The organism is Vibrio breoganii (genome assembly GCF_024346795.1).
GTDB classification, from domain to species: Bacteria; Pseudomonadota; Gammaproteobacteria; order Enterobacterales; family Vibrionaceae; genus Vibrio; species Vibrio breoganii.
In genome coordinates this window covers 274,816-292,412 of sequence record NZ_AP024865.1, presented here as the reverse complement: position 1 = coordinate 292,412, position 17,597 = coordinate 274,816, and the positions used below count along the sequence as shown (strand labels likewise).

Here is a 17,597-nt window from a genome sequence, read left to right as displayed (position 1 = left end):
AATTTTTAGTTTCGCTTTGCTTATACAGACATAGATAGCTCTAATAGGCAGAACAAAGATCTAAAGTTGAAATGCAGTGATTCGTTAAAATGCCGTCATAAGTCAAAAATGCCGTCATGCTGGGCTTGATCCAGCATCTTAGGTCCGAAAACACTCAACACAAACAACAACACTCCCACCCCATCACTCACGCAAAAACCACTTATAAAACTTTTAGTTATAACTATTGTCTTTTTATGCTTTGCCGATGATGAGACATAAAGCAAAACAACATCACACCTTAAGTCATTGAAATAAAACAAAATGACACTATGAAAATCACAAAAATCACGCCCTTAGTCCTTACCCGCCTATCTTAGACTGTTTGATTATGAGCCAAGTGTGCCGATTGTTGTTAGGTTTCTAGCACACCGACACAACAGGGATAGACATTCGATTATGGATACGGCTCGACTTACCCACTTAAAAGCACTTGAAGCGGAATCGATTCAAATCTTCCGCGAAGTTACTGCTGAATTTGAAAACCCAGTGATGCTTTACTCTATTGGTAAAGACTCTTCCGTTCTTCTTCATCTTGCACGTAAAGCCTTTTATCCGGGCAAGGTGCCCTTCCCTTTGCTGCATGTTGATACCAACTGGAAATTCAAGCAGATGATCGAGTTTCGCGACGAGTTGGCGGAAAAGTACGACCTTGATTTGCTAGTGCACAAAAACCAACGCGGTTTAGACATGGACATTAGCCCATTCACTCACGGCAGTGCTAAACACACCGACATCATGAAAACCGAAGCGTTAAAACAAGCGCTAGACCAACACGGTTTCGATGCTGCGTTTGGTGGTGCTCGTCGCGACGAAGAAAAGTCTCGCGCTAAAGAACGTGTTTATTCATTCCGCGACCAAAACCACCGCTGGGACCCAAAAAACCAACGCCCCGAATTGTGGCAAGTCTATAACGCTCGCGTGGATAAAGGCGAAAGCATTCGCGTCTTCCCCCTATCCAACTGGACCGAGCTCGACATTTGGCAATACATCTACCTAGAAAACATCGACATGGTTCCTTTGTACTTTGCCAAGGAGCGCCCTGTGGTTGAGCGCGATGGCACGCTGATCATGGTCGATGACGAACGCATGCCACTTGAGCCTGGTGAAACGCCAGAAATGAAGAAGGTTCGATTCCGTACGCTTGGGTGTTATCCATTAACAGGCGCTATTGAATCTCAGGCTGAGACGCTTCCGGAGATTATTCAAGAAATGCTGTTGACGGCTACTTCGGAGAGACAGGGACGAGTGATTGATAATGACTCTTCTGGATCGATGGAGAAGAAGAAGATGGAAGGTTATTTTTAGCTACAAGCTAGAAGCTAGAAGCTAGAAGCTAGAAGCTAGAAGCTAGAAGCTAGAAAAATTTGAGCCTTTTTTCAGACCTTACAACCCCTCAATTTAGCCAAGCTTTGGAGTTGTGGGGGCGTAAAAATGAATTATGAAAAATTGGCTGTTTGGCAAAGGGCTGTTGGTCTATCTGCTGATATTTATACGGAAACTAAACATTTGAATGACTTTGGATTTCGCGACCAGTTAACACGTTCTGGGTTATCTGTACCAAGCAATATTGCTGAGGGTATGACTCGCTCTAGTCACAAAGAAAAAATAAGGTTTTTAGATATTAGTCGCGCGTCTCTCGCTGAGGCTAAAACACAAATAATCATAGGCCTAAAGATCAACTATTTATCAAAGAACAAAGCTGAAGTTTGGCTTCAAGAAACCGACGAACTGTCCGCGATGATCACTGGACTGATGAACAAGTTAAAAGCAAGTAGCTAGCTACAAGCCTCTAGCTTCTAGTTTTTAGCTTGAAGCTTGAAGCTCGCAGCTAGTACCCACTAAAAGGATTTAAAATGAACACGATTTCGAATTTGCTTTCAGTTGATGTGGAAGCGTATCTAAAACAGCACGAAAACAAAGATCTGTTGCGCTTTATTACCTGTGGCAGTGTGGATGATGGGAAGTCGACCTTGATTGGGCGATTGCTGTATGACAATCAGATGATTTTTGAAGACCAGCTTTCTGCTATTCAAAAGGACTCAAAGAAATATAACACTACCGACCAAGAATTTGATCTTGCACTACTGGTTGATGGGCTTCAGTCTGAGCGTGAGCAAGGAATTACTATTGATGTTGCTTATCGCTATTTCACTACTGACCAGCGCAAATTCATTATTGCTGATACTCCAGGGCATGAGCAATACACTCGCAACATGGCAACCGGCGCTTCTACTTCCGATCTCGCCATTATCCTTATTGATGCTCGCCATGGGGTTCAAACACAAACCCGTCGCCATTCGTTTATCTGTTCTTTGCTGGGAATTAAGCACGCCATTATTGCGGTAAACAAGATGGATACGGTGGATTACAGTCAGCAACGATACCAGTCTATTAAGAAAGAGTACCGTGAGTTTGCTAAAGAGCTGAATTTTGACAGCATTCAGTTTGTACCTGTCTCTGCTTTGCATGGCGATAACGTGGTGTTCCCAAGCAAGAACATGACTTGGTATCCGGGTTCCACGTTAATGCGCTTGCTTAACTCGGCTAAAACCAATAAAGGCAAAGAGGAAGGCGAATTTAGATTCCCGGTTCAATATGTAAACCGCCCTAACCTAGATTTCCGTGGCTTTTGTGGCACTGTTGTTTCTGGTGAAATTCGCGTTGGCGATCGCATTCAGGTGCTACCTTCTGGTAAAGAAAGCAAGGTGAAATCCATTGTTACCTTTGATGGCGACCTCACTTCCTCTTACGCAGGGCAAGCGGTTACGCTCACTTTAGAAGACGAAGTCGATATCAGCCGCGGTGATGTTTTGGTTCGTCCAGATCAGCAGCCTCATTATTCCAATGCCGTTTCAGCTAACGTGGTTTGGATGAACGAAGATGCATTGCAGCTTAACCGTGAATATCTGATCAAGGTGGGGACAAAAACCGTTACTGGCCAGGTATCTAAGATTGCGCATCGCGTTGATGTAAATAGCATGCAAAAGCTTGATGCTAATCAGCTAAACCTTAACGAGATCGGCCTATGTAACCTTACCCTTAATGAAAAGGTCGTGTTTGACGCCTATGACAACAACCGTATCACAGGTGCGTTTATCATCATCGACCGATTAAGCAACGCCACGGTTGGCGCGGGCATGATTGAAGATGCATTGGAGAACCAAACTCAAACCAGCCACGACTACTCAGAGTTCGAGCTTGAGCTTAACCAACTGGTTCGTAAGCACTTCCCGCATTGGGATGCTAAAGACCTGCTAAGCAAAGGCTAAACAATGGGCATTAGCTTGCAAAGTAGCATTGTATTGGTGGTATTCGTTACCACCATTATTGCGCTGATTCGTTTCCAGAAACATCCAGCACGAGTGTTTGGTTTAGCCTTACTGATACTCTTCTCTTTGGATTTAGTCTCTAGCGAACAGGTCATTAACGCAGGCTCCAACCAGGGCCTGCTGACTCTGATATTGCTAATGCTGTGCTCTATTGCCCTTGAAAAAACCCGCGTACTCAGGATTATGGCGCAATACGTCATACGCCCAAGCTACGGGACAACCTTCACTCGTCTGTTTGGCTTTACCGTGGTGTTCTCGGCTTTCTTGAATAACACTGCGGTTGTATCGAGCCTGCTATCACCAATACGCAATAACCCACATCACAGTGCTACTAAGTTACTTCTACCCTTGTCGTATGCGGCAATACTGGGAGGCACATTAACGCTGATTGGCACTTCGACCAATTTGATTGTTAACAGCCTTCTTATTGATACTGACTTACCACCGCTGGCATTCTTTGACTTTACCGCCGTTGGCTTATGTGTGGTGGTGGCTTGTGGCTTGATGTTGACCTTGTTAGTGAGATTCTTACCTAGTAACGAAACTAATGCGCCCGTTAGCGATAGTTATTTCATCGAAGCGAGTGTTACAGCAGGCTCAGGCTTAATTGGTAAAGACATCAATCAGAACGGTTTGCGTCATATGGAGTCGCTATTTCTGATTGAAATGGAGCGCGATGGGAACATCATCAGCCCAGTGTCTCCCACCGAGGTGCTGCAAAGCAATGATCGCCTATTTTTTAATGGTGACGTATCTAAGGTTTCTCAGCTTAAACATTACAATGGATTAGAGATATTTGCCGATAAAGAAGGCTTGGCCTCACACAGTTTTGTTGAAGCCATACTGCTACCACAAAGCCGATTGGTTAATCGCTCACTAAAAGAATGTAATTTTAGACAAACCTTTAATGCCGGTGTTGTGGCTATTAAGCGAAATGGCGTTCGTTTATCCGGCAAACTTGGTGAAGTGAAGCTCAAAGCTGGGGACTACTTGGTACTGACTGCCGGAGAGCCACCTTCACTGGCACCAAGCTTTCAAAAACACTTTATTTTGCTTAGTGACATCGCGGTAGAAAACAAAATACAAGGACTAGGCGAAAAAGCCACCTTATTTGGATTTGTGGTCGCTCTACTCACCGCATCGCTAGGTTTGGTGTCGCTGTTTAAGGCTATGCTTTTATTGTTTGGTGTATTGCTGTGCTTTGGCGTACTCACCATTAACGATGTTACTCAGCGCTTTCCTTATCACATATGGCTTATCATCACTTCAGCGATTGTGATGTCGTTTGCGATACAAAACAGCGGATTGTTTGAACATTTAGAATACTTATTAACGCAGAATAACGTCACCGTGAGCCCGCACTTGGCTTTAGTGTTTGTATTTCTTTCTACACTGTTGCTCACGGAATTAGTTACTAATAACGCAGCGGCGGCAGTCACCTTTCCTATCGCCTACTCACTAGCACTGAGTTTGGATGCCAACCCCATTGCGTTTGTAATGGCGGTAGCGTTTGGCGCGAGTGCTAGCTTTATTAGCCCGTATGGTTATCAGACCAATTTGATGGTGTTTAATGCTGGGCAATATAAGTTGTCGGATTTTGTGAAGATTGGGGCGCCGATTAGTGTGATTTACAGTTTTACTGCGATATTTGCGATTGAGCACTTTTTTGGGCTCTAAGACAGTTTTTAGCTACAAGCTGTCAGTTCTGGGTTCTGGGTTCTGGGTTCTGGGTTCTGGGTTCTGGGTTCTGGGTTCTGGGTTCTGGGACGAAAGTAAAGCATCGTCATTCTGGCGAACGCCAGAATCTTAGGTAGTACAAAGCAGTAAGTGAATACAAGAAACAAAATTGGTTGCACAAAAGTACGTGCAGCAGCACCTAAGATCCTGGATCAAGTCCAGGATGACGAAAGAGTATAGTGCGAACGTAGGATCTCAATTGTCATTCCCGCGGTTGTTAGCGGGAATCTGGTGGGGGAAGAGATCCCTGACCAAAGTGCTGGCCCAGAAAAGCACTCGGGGATGACACAGGGCGTCGAACAATTTATTCACTCCATCGTCATTCTGACGAAAGTCAGAATCTTAGAGTGTACAGAATTACATTTCGTTACACCAAAGATCCTAGATTAAGTTCGGGATGACGGGTAAAAATAGAGTACGAACGCCACGTTAAATCGTCATTCTGGCGAACGCCGGGTCGCCAGCCCGGCAGAATCTTAGGTAGTACAAAAGCTAGTTCTGACGTACCTAAGATCCTGAATCAAGTTCAGGATGACGAGCAACACATAAGGACATAAACAAATCATGGGAAATCAAAACATCGTATGGCACCAAGCTTCCGTTACTAGGGAGCAACGTCAACAACTTAAAGGCCACAAACCGGCTGTGCTTTGGTTCACTGGCCTTAGTGGTTCGGGGAAGTCAACAATAGCCAATGCCGTTGAACTAAAACTCAATCAACTCTCTATACACAGCTATTTATTGGATGGTGACAATGTGCGCCATGGCCTCAATAGTGATTTGGGTTTTTCAGATGAAGACCGAATTGAAAATATCCGACGTATTGGTGAAGTAGCCAAATTGTTTGTCGATTCTGGCAGTCTAGTGCTCACCGCCTTTATATCTCCTTTTATTGCAGATCGTGAACAAGTACGAGCACTTTTACCTGAGAATGAGTTCATCGAGGTGTTCGTAGATACGCCGATAGAAACTTGTGAGCTACGAGATCCTAAGGGTTTATACAAAAAAGCTCGTAAAGGCGAAATAAAACACTTCACCGGCTTAACATCGGACTATGAAGCGCCACAAGCAGCCGAGATACATCTAAAAACTGATCAACAATCTATTGAAGAAAACGCGGAGCAAGTCGTTCAATACTTACGAGATAACGGCTATGTCTAAACGCTCCAAGCATTATGACGTGTTCAACGGTGATGCAGATGGGATTTGCGCTCTGTTGCAGCTTAGGCTCAATACCTTTAAAGACTCGACACTCATCACCGGCGTAAAGCGAGATATTCAGTTGCTGCAACAAGTTGCCGACAAAGAAGACGTTTCGTCAGTGACTGTGCTAGACATCTCAATGGAGAAAAACCAGACTTCCTTGCAGGCTTTACTAAACAGAAACGTGGATATTTTCTACTGTGACCATCATAGAACAGGGCCAGTGCCAATCTCAGCCCATCTAAAATCTCTTTTAGATACCTCGTCAGATGTCTGTACTAGCCTGCTCATCAACCTACTCCTCAATAACACTCACTATCTATGGGCTTGTGTTGGCGCCTTTGGTGATAACCTATCAGAAGAAGCTACTGCTCTGGCTTTAGAGCACGGCGTAGCCCATGAGGACATTGATTTTCTCAAGCAGCTAGGGACACTGATCAATTACAACGGTTATGGCGGTTCGATTGAAGATCTTCACTTTCACCCTAAAGCCTTATTTGAGTCGCTATTAAAACACCCAAACCCGTTACGCCTCAGAGATAAAACCGATGGTGTTTTTCACCAGTTAAAAGCAGGATTCGATCGCGACTGGAATAACGTTAGATCAATTCAAGCAACCTCCTCCACTCAACATATAGAGATATATAAACTTCCGAGCCAAGCATGGGCAAGGCGCATAAGCGGCACATACGGAAATTGGCTCGCTAATAAGTATCCAAATAAGGCTATTGCTGTTTTAACCGCCAATCCATGTGGTGAGTCTTATACGGTCAGTGTTAGAAGCCCATTAACAAATAGAAAAGGCGCGGATTATGTTTGTTCGCAGTTTCCAACGGGCGGTGGCAGGCTGGCTGCTGCAGGGATTAATGCATTGCCTGAAGACATGGTTGCTTTGTTTATTGAGAAAATGGAAGAGCGGTTTGGTTGATGGCAAAACTCCTATCCTACTAATAGCTAAATAACCTCAAACATACCGTCGTCTCCGAAGTCTTTTCTGGGCCAGCACACTGGTCGGAGACCTCTTCAACTGCTGAACTACTCAGATCCTCGACCGGAATGCCGGCCCAGAAGAGCACTCGAGGATGACGGAAATTTGCAGTTTTGCGTTATTTATTAGGAACGTAGTAATCGTCTCTCGCATGAAGAAGCTTAATGAATGTAGTTTTGCGTTTATGTAGTTGCTCAAGGTTAGCCTTGTACTCACTAAAAACTTCAAGTGCCCTAGCATTGGATTTTATCTGTTGGTAAATCCTATCGAGCTTTTTATCTGCCCAGTGGTAATTGGTTTTGGTACCCCGCTGGATATCCTTAGTAATACTCTTATCTAGCAAGCTTAACGCATAGTCAGTCTCATCAATTAGCAATGCCAAACCCAGCTTTTGTGCAGCCGGAGTTTCATAGTTTTGACCAACATAGTGCTTGCCTTTTTCTGGCTGTGAAAAGTGCAGATAAAACAAAATAAGCACCTGCTTTATCTCAGACTCTGAAGCACTATTCGTGGCTAAATCGAGACAACGCAGAAGTGACTCTTCAATTTCATTTTTCTTGTTGGATATGTCTACGTGCAATAGTTCGCTACTATTCAGCAACCGCTGCCACGCTTCACAGTTAGGTTTGGACACAAAGTTCGCCATCGCTTTTTGCCAAGCGTGTTTTACATCGCCTAAAGCATGCAGAACCTGTAGCTCCATTTCGTTCCAACATTGCAGGTCAAAATCATCAGAGATTTTATGCTTTGCACGGAGTAACCAATCTTCAGCGTCTAGCTCTTCATCATGTTTGAGACAGATTTCAGCCAGGTGTAAATAATCACTGCAGTCTTTAGCAATCAAAGCCTTATACTTGACTTCCTCTTGCCATGACGCTGCACCATCTATCAATATGCGAATCAGCAATCGTCGGCTTTCATCAGTTAGCTTTGCGTTTGACTCTAGTTTGGATACACATAAGGAAAGGAACAAATCACGAGTTTCGCCATCACTCTCGACAGCTTCCTGTAACACCTCAGCGTACATTTCACTACTCTTAGATAGCTCATTTACCAACCATTTCGCTTTTTGATGATTGTCCCAAGTGATTCCACAATAACTCTGCCTAAACCCCTCCCTGACGCTGTGTTCTAGCTCAAGGCGATACCCATAAGAGTCGTCCACTTGATATAAAACTAAACCCAATCGATTCATCAGTGTGCCAAAGAACTCTAACCTGACCTCAGGCTCTAGAGACTTTGCAACATCTAAAGGGGCGTGAAGTTGCTCTGTCGCGTTTTGAAAGTAATTCGCAACTTTTCTATAATCCCAAATATTCCGTTTCGGTAAGGCTTTGGTGATGAGCTTTTTAAGTTCTTTCTCTGACGGAGGGTTTAGCGAAAGCTCCATCTTCTTATGCCAGATATTTCGCAACGTTTCATCTTGCTCAATCACTTCAACCAAGGATTGAAGCAACTCGGCTTTTGATCTTTTGTTTAACCAACTCTCTAGGCTAGGAAGGTTCTTAGATGAACCCTGCTCATAAACTATCGCCAGCGCAACCATATGCTTGCAGATGGCTTGAAAATCAGCGGCGGGGCAAGTACAAGTACCATACAGATGAGCCCCACCATCTAGCGCCACGCTATATCGATGAGTACCCAGCACTTCACCCACTACCGTAGAACCCTTAGTCTGCACATTGACCACCTTACCTTTATTAGCAAGTGCCACGCCACGTTTGTATGTTTTGTCTTCTATTGCCGACTTGATTCGTTCTACTAACAACAAGTGATGTGTTTCCTGGGTTGAAGGGTGGTAAGAGAGGTTAATCTTGATCTAGGAGGCATTCAGGCTAGCGTAATAACTAGTGTTCTAAAACAACGCAACCAAACTGCTCTATATGTTCTAGCAACTCTTTAGATTTAATCTTGTGCTTGATTACTACGTCGACATTAAATGGCAGAGATGAATACTCCAACTTATCTGTGATCAGGGCGACAGCATCAATTGAGAGCGCCTCCCCCTCGATTGCAATATCGATATCTGAATTATCCTGATATGTACCTAGTGCTCTTGAGCCGAAAATAGTCGCTTTTTTAATACCACGAACGTCATGTAACGCTTCGAGGACTAGCGCTAATTGATGGGGTTTCAACCCTAGGCTATGAGCTTCAATATCATTCTTCAGCACATTTATTCCCTAGATATTCAACGACTGATGCAATCACTGGAGAAAAGTCCTCGAGGATTAACTTTTTAGCCTCAAGTACATTCTCTTCATCATAGGTATGAGTGAGCAAGTTACGCTTCATCAATGCTTGAAGTAAAGTTTCGCACTGCTCAGACGAGATGTGTTTAGCTTCTAAAGCTGTTCGGATAACACTTCGAGGAGAGGCAACGTCAAAGCCTTCATAGACCAATAAGTCCTTGAGTGTTTTCCATGTCAGTTCAAACGAAAACTCAAACGTTTGCACTAATCCTGCCAACTCCAATTCATTGTAACTGTCTTGAGAGCATGCTTTTTCAAGCCTAATGTTTGCTTTCTGTAGGTTTTGTAATCGTTGCTTCCAGCGCTCTGGATTAGAGTTCATTCAAACTGACCTTAATGGGATCTAGTAATTCATCTAAAATAGCGAAATTGCTCGATATTGTCATGACTTGTGTTTAGCTATAGATTAAAAATAGTGTTTATTTTGCGTAATAGAAAGGCTTGAAGACACGCTAAAATGGCTCATCAAATTGCGGTTTATTGTTTTAGCCTGGAGTACATACTGGTATTTAATGGATACTTAAAAGAGTTCCTCATATAAATCTTTCCATTCAGGATTCATTTTCGCCACTAGGTGCTCTTTCCAGGCTCGATTCCATGTCTTGAGTTGCTTCTCTCTTGTAATTGCCGATTCAATCGAATCGTGCACTTCGTAATACACTAGCGTAGATACGTTGTATTTGTGTGTGAAGCCTTCAACCACCTTGTTTTTATGTTGCCAAACTCTAGCGGGTAAATTGGATGTGACACCAATATAGAGAACGTTTTTGTTCGGTGATGAGAGGATGTATACACAGGGGTGTTTGGTCATTATGGTGTTCTGTAGTTAATTGGTTGCTTCTGGTAAATACTAGGTTCCCGATAGGAGCGCTCGGGAACGACGGCTGTTTGACTAAAGATGACCAAGCAACACTAATCATAGATGTAAGCAGAACGCTCGAATTTGTCATCTTCGAGTGCTCCTATCGAGATGTATGGACTCCCTCTCCTTGAGGAGCTACGGTCTTAATCCGACTAAAGATTAGCCAAAGGAGTCCATACATGACTAATCCTAATCTATTAGCTATTGATTTAGCAAAGAATGTATTCCAAGTTTGCAAACTCTGCCCTAACGGAAAAGTCATTTATAACCGCGAAGTCAGTCGAGCAAAACTCAAAGAAATTCTGATAAATGAAAAACAAGCCCTCGTGGCTATGGAAGCCTGTGGCAGTGCACACTACTGGGCTCGATTCGCAATTAGCGCAGGCCACATTGTAAAAGTCATCAATGCCAGAGCAGTAAAAGCTTTTCAAACCAAGCAAAAGACAGATAGGAATGATGCTTTAGCTATTGGTGTTGCAGCACAGCAAGAGCACATCCATGGTACTCATATTCACTCAACTGAGGAGCAGGCACTTCAATCGTTAGAGCGTATGCGACACTTGGCTAAGGTTCAATTAGTCGCACAAAGTAACCAGATGCGAGGAGTATTAGCTGAGTTCGGAATTATTCTACCGCAAGGCCTATCTAAGTTAAGAAAGGAAATCCCTTTCATCCTGGAAGATGCTGATAACTCTTTACCTGATAGTTTTAGAACCGCGCTACACAAGTCATGGTCACATTTATTGGGCCAAATTGAACACTTGCAAGAACTAGATAGGCAGCTCGAGTCTTTGGTTAAGTCGCATCATATTTGCAAAAAGCTGATGAAGCTAGAAGGGGTCGGGCCCTTAGGGGCGCTAGGGTTAGCGTTACGATTAGGGCGAGGTGAAAACTTTTCTAATGGCCGAGAAGCATCCGCTAATATAGGGCTAACACCTAAACAGAACAGTTCCGGCGGGAAAGAACGTATTGGACATATATCTAGGTACAGTGCGGATAAGCGACTTCGTTCAGTTTTATTTCAAGGAGCGCTTTCCGTTATCACTCATGTATTAAACCGTCCAGCGACAACAAACAAAGAACAGTGGTTACAAGCACTTGTCGAACGACGAGGAAAAAAGATCGCTGCAATTGCTTTAGCGAACAAAACCGTTCGAACCGCTTATGCTTTATTAAAGAATGATTCGGACTATCAGCCAATTAAATTGGCATGATAGACCGAGCATAGTCAACGAAGAGCGATGTAAGACAGGTAAGACCGACCAGTATGAGCTAGATAAGATTCGAGGCAGTAAACTTGCCGATATCGAGAAATAGCCTATTGGTGCGACTACATTTTAGGGCGAGGTAGCTCCTCAATAAAGCCCGTATATAAGTGCGCATCTATACTTGTTTTCCAAATTCTTTGTTGATTTACCGAGGGAGTCCATATAAGGATCTAAGTACTAATAAAAAATCAGGTTCCCGATAAAAAACCTCGGGAACGACGGGTTTTGGACTAACTATGACCAAGTAGCACTATCATAGATATCAGCATAGCGCTCGAAATTGTCATCCTCGAGCGCTTTTCTGGGCCGGCACACCGGTCGAGGATCTGAATACTTATAAAAACCCTCGAAAAACATGATGGGTTAATGAACAACAATCTAAGCCCAAAACCGTCACCCCCGAGGGCTTTTATCGGGGGTCTAGTTCTTGGCCGTCAGCGTGACAAACATATCAACCCACCACCTCAAACGAACTCAAACAAATCATCCCACTTAGGATTATTAGTCGTAATGATCTTCCTCAAATCAATCTCCGGCAACATAGTTAACTCCTGCTCCCGAGTACGTGCATCTACAACGTTATCGAACTGTTCCACATGCACCAGTTTTTGCTCAAAAATCGTCAGCCCTAAATGATCCGTTGTTCTCTTTTTATGTAACCAAACCTTTGACTGCAGGTTTTCTGTTTGCCCTATGTAGAGCAACGCATCATTGACTGAGCTCAGTATGTAAACGCTGAACTGCTGAGTTACAGAATAGATGTGCTTTAATACTGGGTTAGTATTTTCTTCGAATTGAGCTTGAGCCGGTGCAGGTTGAGTTTTCACGTGGAAGTCCTTTTCATTTTTGCTAGGACTTTAAGGCTAAGAACAATAAGTAAAAACTCGAATTTCAGCGTTGCATGCTTGGGGTTATTTCCAGAAATTTCATACTTTTTGGCATTCTTGTCATTGTTTGATTGCGGAAGTACCTAAGATCCTGAATCGAGTTCAGGATGACGTTTTCGCGAAGCCTCGCATCCCGAATAGTCGCCCCTCAAACCGTCGAACCCCCTAAACCGTCATACTGGAAACTACGCAGTAGTTATCCAGTACCTTAGAGACGCACAATGCTCAACCTTTTCGTACCTAAGATCCTGAATCAAGTTCAGGATGACATTCTCGCGAAGTCTCGCATCCCGAATTGTCAAACCCCCAAACCGTCGAACCCCCAAAACCGTCATACTGGAAACTACGCAGTAGTTATCCAGTATCTTAGAGACGCACAATGCTCAATCTGTTCGTACCTAAGATCCTGAATCGAGTTCAGGATGACGTTTTAGCGAAACCTCGCACCCGAATAGTCGCCCCCCAAACCGTCGAACCCCCAAACCGTCATACTGGAAACTACACAGTAGTTATCCAGTATCTTAGAGACGTACAATGCTCAATCTGTTCTCACCTAAGATCCTGAATCAAGTTCAGGATGACGTTTTACCGAAGTCCACCCCTCCCCCCATTTCCAAAAACGAACAATTACTTCCCGAGATGAATACTATTCATAATACAAATAGTTCGTTACATTTATTGCCACGTATTGCATTCCATCGCTATCAACATCCATTTACTATGCGCGCCACTTTTGCGCACAAATAGGAAACGTTCGATGAAAGTTTTGAAACTCGCATTGTTGGGTATAGGCGTTGCTTCTCTTAGCGCTTGCTCGCAATTGCACCATGTACAACTCAGTGATATCGACCAGACGCAAGGTGAGCTATCACCTATTAGCATCAAGGTGAACGAGTTTGGTTTTGATGCGGCAGAAACAGCGCGCATAGGTTCTGAAGTGGCCACTAGTGAGCGCGCTTCAGAAAATATGGAGATTGTTGCGACTGTTTTGGCATTGATGAACATGGGACCGACTACCGGTAACCCTGTTTACAACGATGCCTATGCTGACCAAATCATGCAGCAAGTCGACGCTCAATGCCCAACTCATAACCTTACCGGCCTAACATCTGTTCGCGAATCCACTAATTTCGGCACTATCAGTGGCGAGGTGGTTCGAGTTGACGGTTATTGTATCAAGTAGGAATTCATACCATGTTCAAGAAAACCCTTTTATTAGCCATTGCGGCTGCATCACTTTCGGGCTGTGTAGGTCTAAATACTGTTTCTCTCACTTCTGTACCAGCACAGCGTGATCAAGCGGTTACCGCCTCTGCTTCTGACTGGAACTTTATTGGTATCAACTTTAACAACGATATTGTTGATGAAGCAGTTACCAATCTGAAAGAACAATGTACTGACGGTAAGATTGAAGGCGTCATGACTAAACACCAGACCACAGGTTATGTGCTGTTCTTCAAGCGTGAAATCATCGCAACTGGTTACTGCAATAAGGCGTAATGATGAAAAAGTTAATTCTTCTATTACCGTTCTTCTTGGCTGCTTGTAGTAGTAGCGTTCATATGTCGCAGGTGAGTAATGACCCAAGCGTTCATCTGAACAACCCACAAACGGTCGAGGTTGAGACCTCTCAAACTGTCGTGATGGGTTTTGCATTTGATACTGACTATGTGGATGACGCTTACGCTCAAGTAATGCAGCAATGCCCAACGGGCGCTTCTATGGTGAACGTTGAGTATGTCACCGACCACGGTTTTCTGCACTGGACCAACATCATTCGGATGAAAGCACTTTGCTCTAAATAACTTTGCCTAAACACTGAGAACTTTCTCTAAATATTTTGTATAGGCACATCTGATTCCATCGCACTAAAGTAAGGATAGACTTTATGATTACTGACGAGCTAGACAGCACAATGCCTGAACTAGAGTTATCGCAACTGCATTACTCTACGGATAAGACACTTAAGAGTGTTTGGCTAAAAGCTCGGTTCTTTGTATTGAGTAAAGTCTATCATTCCACGTTTACCCGCATTGCTTCACTAACAAGCAACGGACTATTTCGTAGCGCTGTTGAGCAGAAGCCACGTCTTCTAGAAAAAGCCCTAAAGCCTTACTTGTTTGTTGATATTCCTGTGAGCGAGCGCATGAGGCTTATTGAGCAGCACTTTAACTTGCTCAATTCCACATTCGATAGTTCCATTAAACAAGCTTTTGGTGAGGGTGGTTTACCACTGAGCGAGCTAACAGACTCAAAGGGCAATCAATTTACGCTGATCATCTTTGATGGCGAAATGCGTGAAGGTTCTCTGGGCCTTCGCCTAATCAACGACCTTGGTCAAACGATTTACTCAATCACATTTAACCTATCCACCAGCCCAACAAAAACCATGCACATTGGCGCGTTGAAAGGGCCAAGCGAGCAAGTGGAAGATCGTAATCAAGTCATTAAGACTCTTACCCGTTCTTTCCATGGGTTACGCCCTAAAGCGTTAATGGTAGAGCTGGCTTTAATGTTTGGAAAGTCGCTAGGTGTGACAGAGTTTGTTGGGGTGTCTAATAAAGGTCACATCTATCAAGCACTTCGCTATAAAGGCTCGAAGAATAAAGCGGTGACTTTTGATTATGACGAGTTGTGGGCAGAGTACGGCGCTGTGCAACGTGATAAATATCGTTATGACATCCCTGCATTTCCTGAGCGTAAAGATCCTTCTACTTTGAAGAAGAACAAGCGCCGTTTGTATACGAAACGATATGCTTGGCTGGATGAGTTGGAGGTTGAGCTTGGTGAAAAGGTTGATGGGATGAAGAGTACTACTGTTGCGTTGTGAGTGCGGACTTAAGTTTAGGTAACATTACTAAAGCCTCGCCCCAAAAGCTGTCATACTGGAAACTACGCAGTAGTTATCCAGTATCTTAGAGATGCACAATACTCAATCTTTTCGCACCTAAGATCCTGAATCAAGTTCAGGATGACGCTTTATTGAAACCTCACACCCTAAACCGTCATACTGGAAATTACGAAGTAGTTATCCAGTATCTTAGCAACACACAATACACTGTCTTTTCGTACCAAAGGTCCTGAATCAAGTTCAGGATGACCTTCTAGCGAAACCTCTCACCCCAAATCGTCATGCTGGAAACTACGCAGTAGTTATCCAGTATCTTGGAGACGCACAATACACAGGCTTTTCGTACCCAAGATCCTGAATCAAGTTCAGGATGACTCTAGTTGAACAACGGTTATTTGCCACCAACCTTCACAACGTCTCATAAAGATCATTCCACTCTGGATTCATCTCTGTAATCAATGCGTCCTTCCAAGACCTTCTCCAAAACTTTAACTTCTTTTCTTTCTCTATTGCATGTTCCATTTCATCATGGACTTCAAAGTAAACCAAACGGGTCACATGGTAACGAGAAGTGAAACTGGGGAAGTAATGGCTTTTATGTTGCCATACTCTACCTTTTAGGTTGCTTGTAACTCCAATGTACAGAACCTTTCGATTGATGGAGCTAAGGATATAAACACAGGGAGCTTTCACTGGATTGCCTCAAATAGGTGACAATTTTGAGGTTAGGTCTAAGAAATCAAATGGGAGTAGGTTTGAAGAGGATTTCTCGTATTGGTTCAGAGAAGTGCATACTTTAGTAATGCTTAGATGACGTTCTAGCGAAGTCTTACACCCCAAACCGCCATACTGGAAACTACATAGTAGTTATCTAGTATCTTAGATGCACACAATACTCATCCTTTTCGCACCTAAGGTCCTGAATCAAGTTCAGGATGACGACTTTTCGAGCTTTTGTACTTGGGGTCGAATCCCACTGTAGATCAAGTTTAAAACTCTCGTCATACTGGAAGCTACGAAGTAGCTATCCAGTATCTTAGTGCGCACAATACTCAACCTTGTCGTACCTAAGATCCTGAATCAAGTTCAGGATGACGACTTTTCGGGCTTTTGTACTTGGTGTCCAACCCCACTGTGCATCAAGCTCTAAACACACGTCATACTGGAAGCTACGAAGTAGCTATCCAGTATCTTAGTACGCACAATGCTCAACATTTTCGTACCTAAGATCCTGAATCAAGTTCAGGATGACGACTTTTCGGGCTTTTGTACTTGGGGTCCAACCCCACTGTGCATCAAGTTCCAAACTCTCGTCATACTGGAAGCTACGAAGTAGCTATCCAGTATCTTAGTGCGCACAATTTTTCCCTTACCCCACAAAACTCAAATCAACCGCTTCATAATACTTATTCTTAAGAATCTTCCCTTCCTTAATCATCACGCCATCAGTAGCTACCGAATCCTGATTACAAAACACGATGTACTTATCATTCTTCAATTTGTAATCCGCGCTTACCCCTTTTGCGGAATACACTTCCACAGTTTCTTTAGCTTGCTGCTCATCAAGCGCCGCTTTACTCATGTTGCTAGCGTGCACGGCGTCCCAGCATTGCTCGAATGGGATGTCTAAGGTTTTAGCGACATTCAAAAGTACATCTACCTGACGGGCGGTCGTCGTACCATTTAACGCTTCATGGCCCGCATGCACTGCGCGACCTACCGCAACGTACACAGTGTCGGTAATTGCGTCGGCTTGGTCTTCTTTGTTGGTTGCTCGTGCGAGTTCGGTCAACTCTTCGATCATTAGGTTTGAATGCAGGTGGCATAGCTTGTCGCTTTCGATGCCGGTGTTGATTGGAAGGTTAAACAATTGGCGAAACTCTACGATATCTTGATACAGCTTGTTCCAAAGCTTTGGAGTTAATTGGGTAAAGGTTGAGAAGAATTCTTTATGTGCAGTCACGGGCATTTCCAAGTTAGGTGGCAGTTAACAATTCAATCGCTGAGGATCACTTCATCGGTTTCCTTACAGCATTAAAGCAAAGTAAGACTACCATACTCATTTAAGTGAGGCTCTTACAACTAATTGCGATTTTACTCGATATAAATGAGGAATCTTGCGAAGAATCATTAAGTTACAGTAATGTAAAAGAAGATGTATGAATTATCAGCCAACAT

At 43.6% G+C, this 17,597-nt stretch carries 18 protein-coding genes; 11 read left to right on the top strand and 7 right to left on the bottom strand.

The window, feature by feature from the left end; translation table 11 throughout:
- Positions 1 to 438 precede the first annotated feature (438 nt).
- The 6 genes from cysD to OCU35_RS14455 all read left to right on the top strand — a co-directional run bounded on the left by cysD (position 439) and on the right by OCU35_RS14455 (position 7,239).
- Entirely contained in the window at positions 439 to 1,347 is a 909-nt protein-coding gene (cysD, locus tag OCU35_RS14480) for a sulfate adenylyltransferase subunit CysD (RefSeq protein ID WP_017031519.1), read from the top strand.
- Between the two features lie 126 nt (positions 1,348 to 1,473).
- Positions 1,474 to 1,821, top strand: coding sequence for a four helix bundle protein (locus OCU35_RS14475; protein WP_017031520.1), 348 nt, complete (start codon positions 1,474 to 1,476; stop codon positions 1,819 to 1,821).
- Positions 1,822 to 1,895: 74 nt separating this feature from the next.
- Entirely contained in the window at positions 1,896 to 3,311 is a 1,416-nt protein-coding gene (gene cysN, locus OCU35_RS14470; RefSeq protein WP_102463950.1) for a sulfate adenylyltransferase subunit CysN, read from the top strand.
- Between the two features lie 3 nt (positions 3,312 to 3,314).
- Positions 3,315 to 5,048, top strand: coding sequence for an SLC13 family permease (locus OCU35_RS14465; protein WP_261826368.1), 1,734 nt, complete (start codon positions 3,315 to 3,317; stop codon positions 5,046 to 5,048).
- Positions 5,049 to 5,672: 624 nt separating this feature from the next.
- Positions 5,673 to 6,269 carry an adenylyl-sulfate kinase gene (gene cysC, locus OCU35_RS14460; RefSeq protein WP_261826367.1) on the top strand — a complete coding sequence of 199 codons (597 nt, stop codon included), beginning with the start codon at positions 5,673 to 5,675 and terminating at the stop codon, positions 6,267 to 6,269.
- Positions 6,262 to 7,239 (top strand): DHH family phosphoesterase, encoded by a 978-nt coding sequence (locus OCU35_RS14455; protein WP_261826366.1) that lies wholly within the window; start codon positions 6,262 to 6,264, stop codon positions 7,237 to 7,239. The genes cysC and OCU35_RS14455 overlap by 8 nt, the downstream gene beginning before the upstream one ends.
- Positions 7,240 to 7,417: 178 nt before the next feature.
- On the opposite strand, the gene OCU35_RS14450 is transcribed toward OCU35_RS14455, so the two are convergent.
- The 4 genes from OCU35_RS14450 to OCU35_RS14435 all read right to left on the bottom strand — a co-directional run bounded on the left by OCU35_RS14450 (position 7,418) and on the right by OCU35_RS14435 (position 10,362).
- Positions 7,418 to 9,070, bottom strand: a complete 1,653-nt coding sequence (locus OCU35_RS14450; RefSeq protein ID WP_261826365.1) for an SWIM zinc finger family protein — start codon at positions 9,068 to 9,070, stop codon at positions 7,418 to 7,420.
- Positions 9,071 to 9,146: 76 nt separating this feature from the next.
- A complete protein-coding gene (locus OCU35_RS14445) occupies positions 9,147 to 9,473 on the bottom strand; it encodes a nucleotidyltransferase family protein (protein WP_261826364.1) in 327 nt (108 codons plus the stop codon).
- Positions 9,460 to 9,873, bottom strand: coding sequence for a nucleotidyltransferase substrate binding protein (locus OCU35_RS14440; protein ID WP_261826363.1), 414 nt, complete (start codon positions 9,871 to 9,873; stop codon positions 9,460 to 9,462). Before OCU35_RS14440 ends, OCU35_RS14445 begins: the two co-directional genes overlap by 14 nt.
- A 198-nt stretch (positions 9,874 to 10,071) precedes the next feature.
- Positions 10,072 to 10,362: a GIY-YIG nuclease family protein gene (locus OCU35_RS14435; RefSeq protein ID WP_261826362.1), complete on the bottom strand. Its 291-nt coding sequence runs from the start codon at positions 10,360 to 10,362 to the stop codon at positions 10,072 to 10,074.
- A 230-nt stretch (positions 10,363 to 10,592) separates the two neighbouring features.
- Here OCU35_RS14435 and OCU35_RS14430 point away from each other — a divergent pair, with 230 nt between their 5' ends.
- Positions 10,593 to 11,627 carry an IS110 family RNA-guided transposase gene (locus OCU35_RS14430; protein ID WP_261825648.1) on the top strand — a complete coding sequence of 345 codons (1,035 nt, stop codon included), beginning with the start codon at positions 10,593 to 10,595 and terminating at the stop codon, positions 11,625 to 11,627.
- A 518-nt stretch (positions 11,628 to 12,145) separates the two neighbouring features.
- Here the strand turns inward: OCU35_RS14430 and OCU35_RS14425 are convergent.
- Positions 12,146 to 12,508, bottom strand: a complete 363-nt coding sequence (locus OCU35_RS14425; RefSeq protein WP_261826361.1) for a GIY-YIG nuclease family protein — start codon at positions 12,506 to 12,508, stop codon at positions 12,146 to 12,148.
- 817 nt (positions 12,509 to 13,325) lie between these two features.
- Here OCU35_RS14425 and OCU35_RS14420 point away from each other — a divergent pair.
- The 4 genes from OCU35_RS14420 (at position 13,326) to OCU35_RS14405 (ending at position 15,398) form a co-directional block, all read left to right on the top strand.
- Positions 13,326 to 13,751 carry a hypothetical protein gene (locus tag OCU35_RS14420; protein WP_261826360.1) on the top strand — a complete coding sequence of 142 codons (426 nt, stop codon included), beginning with the start codon at positions 13,326 to 13,328 and terminating at the stop codon, positions 13,749 to 13,751.
- Positions 13,752 to 13,762: 11 nt separating this feature from the next.
- The gene (locus OCU35_RS14415; RefSeq protein ID WP_261826359.1) at positions 13,763 to 14,068 is read left to right on the top strand and encodes a hypothetical protein; all 306 of its coding nucleotides are present in this window, start codon (positions 13,763 to 13,765) and stop codon (positions 14,066 to 14,068) included.
- Positions 14,069 to 14,070: 2 nt separating this feature from the next.
- Positions 14,071 to 14,373 carry a putative periplasmic lipoprotein gene (locus tag OCU35_RS14410; RefSeq protein WP_017028529.1) on the top strand — a complete coding sequence of 101 codons (303 nt, stop codon included), beginning with the start codon at positions 14,071 to 14,073 and terminating at the stop codon, positions 14,371 to 14,373.
- An 83-nt stretch (positions 14,374 to 14,456) separates the two neighbouring features.
- Positions 14,457 to 15,398: a VirK/YbjX family protein gene (locus OCU35_RS14405; protein WP_261826358.1), complete on the top strand. Its 942-nt coding sequence runs from the start codon at positions 14,457 to 14,459 to the stop codon at positions 15,396 to 15,398.
- Positions 15,399 to 15,827: 429 nt separating this feature from the next.
- On the opposite strand, the gene OCU35_RS14400 is transcribed toward OCU35_RS14405, so the two are convergent.
- Both OCU35_RS14400 and OCU35_RS14395 read right to left on the bottom strand, forming a co-directional pair.
- Positions 15,828 to 16,112 carry a GIY-YIG nuclease family protein gene (locus OCU35_RS14400; RefSeq protein ID WP_017028531.1) on the bottom strand — a complete coding sequence of 95 codons (285 nt, stop codon included), beginning with the start codon at positions 16,110 to 16,112 and terminating at the stop codon, positions 15,828 to 15,830.
- 676 nt (positions 16,113 to 16,788) lie between these two features.
- Positions 16,789 to 17,388: a nucleoside triphosphate pyrophosphohydrolase family protein gene (locus tag OCU35_RS14395; protein WP_261826357.1), complete on the bottom strand. Its 600-nt coding sequence runs from the start codon at positions 17,386 to 17,388 to the stop codon at positions 16,789 to 16,791.
- Positions 17,389 to 17,597 lie beyond the last annotated feature (209 nt).